The sequence below is a fragment of the Streptosporangium sp. NPDC087985 genome (assembly GCF_044741965.1).
GTDB lineage: Bacteria > Actinomycetota > Actinomycetes > Streptosporangiales > Streptosporangiaceae > Streptosporangium.
In genome coordinates this window covers 1-2901 of record NZ_JBIUTQ010000049.1, presented here as the reverse complement: position 1 = coordinate 2901, position 2901 = coordinate 1, and the positions used below count along the sequence as shown (strand labels likewise).

The following is a 2901-nucleotide window of genomic DNA, read 5'->3' as shown; positions in this document are numbered from 1 at the left end:
GACGATCGCCTTCGCTGACCAGCTGCGCTCGACCCTGTAGTTGCGACCCCTCGTAGGGGCGATGAGGACAGGTACACAGCCGCCTTGTCCTTGGCATCACCCACGTTGCGACCCCTCGTAGGGGCGATGAGGACTCGCTAAGTTCCGCTGCAAGATCTACCAGGCTCGACTGTTGCGACCCCTCGTAGGGGCGATGAGGACCATGATCGCCCGCCGCGAGTCCGCCCCTGCCCCCGTTGCGACCCCTCGTAGGGGCGATGAGGACCATGATCGCCCGCCGCGAGTCCGCCCCTGCCCCCGTTGCGACCCCTCGTAGGGGCGATGAGGACTGCCTGCAGGGGATCGCGCCTACACCGTGTGGCTCGCGTTGCGACCCCTCGTAGGGGCGATGAGGACCTGGCCGTGTTCAAGCGGTGGGGTGGCGAGTTCAAGTTGCGACCCCTCGTAGGGGCGATGAGGACCCCACGGTAAAGGCGCAGGTCAGCACCATGGTCACCGAGGGAATTCAGCTGTGTTTTGCAGTGAACCTCCGGTAGTGCAGAAAACCCCGGAGGTTTGTTGCAAAACTTCATGATCAGCATTGTCTCATGAGTACTACAGGATGTCGCTGGGAGCGGGCTGGGCGACTCCCCATTCCTGGCGCTGGGGTGAGGTGCCGGGTGGGAAACTAAAGACGAGAACGCTGTCGTAACCGGGGTCGATCACTCCTTCGACCTCGTGGCGGAAACGTCGTAGCTGGGCCGGGCTCAGAGCGCCCTCGAACACGCTGCGCTGCACGTGGTGGAGGTACTGCCGGCACAGCCGCAGGATGGCGGCGTTGCGTTTGGCCAGGGTGTCGTAGACCACCACGACATACACGGTGACCTCACCACCAGATCTTGAACGGCTTGTACGGCGTGCCCTCCAGGCACGTCCGGGTGAGCTGCAGTGCCTCAAGGTAGAGCAGCTCGTCGTAGGCGACGTTGCGGCCCAGAGTCCGGTGCTGGATGGTCACGGCCAGCTCGTCACGGACGGTCTGCACGACGAGTTTGCGGCCCGACTCACTCAGCATCGCCTGGTTGACCTCGACGTCGAAGTGGGCGGGTTTGAGCTGGCCACGGCCGGCGAGCCGGAGTAACAGCCGTTCGGCGAACAGCGGTTTGAACACCTCGGCGAGGTCCAGGACCAGAGAGTGACGCTGCCGTTCCATGGTGCTGTGCAGGAAGGCCACCCCCGAATGCAGCGGCGTCAGCCGTACCGCCGACAGCAGCCGCGCATAAGTGATGCCATTGACGTAGCTGATGAAGGCGTTCCCGGCGTTGAGCGGCGGACGGCGGCTACGGCCGTTCAGCTGGAGCCAGTCGGGCAGCCGGGTGTCCAGCACCGCCCAGGCCGAGCGGCGGAAGGTGCCTTCGGCGCCCATCAGCTCCTCGCGGGTGGACGCCTCGGCGACGGAGGATTCCAGTACGGCCATCGGCCGGGCCAGCAGCTTGCGGTCGATCACCCGGCGCACGTTCGCCGCGGTGCTCGCCACGATGGCGCGGGCGATGTCGAGGGAGGCCACGGGGTCGCCCGCCAGCCGGGCCTGGGCGATGACGGTCTGGCCGGAGGTGCTGGTGTCGGAGGTCAGCAGCGAACCGGCGTAGTCGCCGTAGTGGCTGAGGAAGTGGACGTTGATGCGGTGCTGGTTGAGCAGGCTGATCACGGCCGTGTTGATGTCGACGGACTCGCAGGCCACGATGTCGCGGACATCGGTGATCGGGATGTGCACGGGCGAGCCGTCGACCCGTTCGATCCGTAGTGACTGGTCTTTTCGGCGGATTCGGCAGGGCGTGGTGAGCCAGTAGGTCCGGGCGGCAGTGGGCATCTAATCGTTCCAGCAGTAGTCGGTGTAGGAGCAACCCCGGCAGGCCGACCTGGGCAGCAGCGGCGGAGAGGTGTCCGCGGAGACCACGTCCAGGACCTCGGCGATATCGGCCTCGGCCTGCGCGGCGGCCTGCGCGGTGTACGGCAGGCGCTTGGTGCGGCGGGTCTTGGGATAGTGCAGGATCCCGCCCTGGGCGGCGACCCCCACACCGTGCAGCCGGTAGCAGTAGTGCATGGCCTGCGCCTCGTCGGCCCGGCTGGGCTTGGCGGACGATTTCACCTCGTGCACCCAGGCCGCGCCGTCGAGGTGGTCCAGCTTCGCGGCGCCGAGGTCGACCGGCAAACTGCGGGTGTAGGAGGTCTCGTGGACGGCCTCACCGAGCTGGACGGTCGTGCTGAGATGCTCGGGGCGGACTCCGCGTGCATACAGCCACAGCTGCCGCCGGCAGTGGTACAGATACTTGACGTGCACCCCGCCCACGTCCTCGGCGCCGATCACAGCACCTCACCCGCCTGGTAGGTCTGGGCGGCCGGGCCGTGGATCGTGCCCAGGCCCAACCGCTGGTCGTAGTCGGCGTTGACGATCCGCAGGCCGAGCCGTTTCTCCCACGAAGTCAGCGGAGCAGCCCAGTACGGCATCGGGATCAGATACCGCTCAGCCAGCAGCCGTCCCGCCGCCCTGTCGCCGTCCACCCGGCCGAGGTCCGCCTCGTAGGCGTCCCGGTCCTCGGCCAGCACCGCCTCGGTGCCGTCGAACAGCTCGTCGAACCGTTCAGTGAGCTCGTCGCGACTGACGAAGGGATGAGCGAAGCCGAGGAAGACCTCGGTGAACTCCGCCTGAAATCCAAGCACCTCGTCGTGCCACCGCTGTCCCCAGGCCGTGCCGTACACCTCATCCAGCCACTGCCGGGCGTGCGCCTCGTCGACCTTGTCGCCGTCGTGCCGGGTCAGGATGTCCCAGCCTGTCTCGACGGGCGGGCGGGGATAGACGCCGTCGGCGACGTCCTCGCCGCCTCTGCGCCGGGGAGCGAACGCGGCCGGATGCACGACGACGTC

General features: G+C 67.3%; 4 protein-coding genes and 1 CRISPR repeat array. All 4 genes read right to left on the bottom strand.

Annotated features, from left to right (window positions below):
* Positions 1-39: 39 nt before the first annotated feature.
* Positions 40-461: direct repeats of the CRISPR family, unit length 30 nt; unit sequence GTTGCGACCCCTCGTAGGGGCGATGAGGAC.
* 133 nt (positions 462-594) lie between these two features.
* Complete coding sequence (cas2, locus tag ACIN94_RS32600) at positions 595-858, bottom strand: CRISPR-associated endonuclease Cas2 (RefSeq protein ID WP_400714835.1); 264 nt, start codon at positions 856-858, stop codon at positions 595-597.
* A 7-nt stretch (positions 859-865) separates the two neighbouring features.
* Positions 866-1846: a CRISPR-associated endonuclease Cas1 gene (gene cas1, locus ACIN94_RS32595; RefSeq protein ID WP_400714832.1), complete on the bottom strand. Its 981-nt coding sequence runs from the start codon at positions 1844-1846 to the stop codon at positions 866-868.
* Complete coding sequence (locus tag ACIN94_RS32590; RefSeq protein WP_400714830.1) at positions 1847-2344, bottom strand: CRISPR-associated protein Cas4; 498 nt, start codon at positions 2342-2344, stop codon at positions 1847-1849.
* The coding region (locus ACIN94_RS32585) for a hypothetical protein (protein ID WP_400714827.1) at positions 2341-2901 on the bottom strand (561 nt) is incomplete at its 5' end. The genes ACIN94_RS32590 and ACIN94_RS32585, both read right to left, overlap by 4 nt.

Excerpts from the sequence above, each read along its gene's own strand:
- cas1 (WP_400714832.1), bottom strand. The coding sequence starts at position 1,846 with ATGCCCACTGCCGCCCGGACCTACTGGCTCACCACGCCCTGCCGAATC.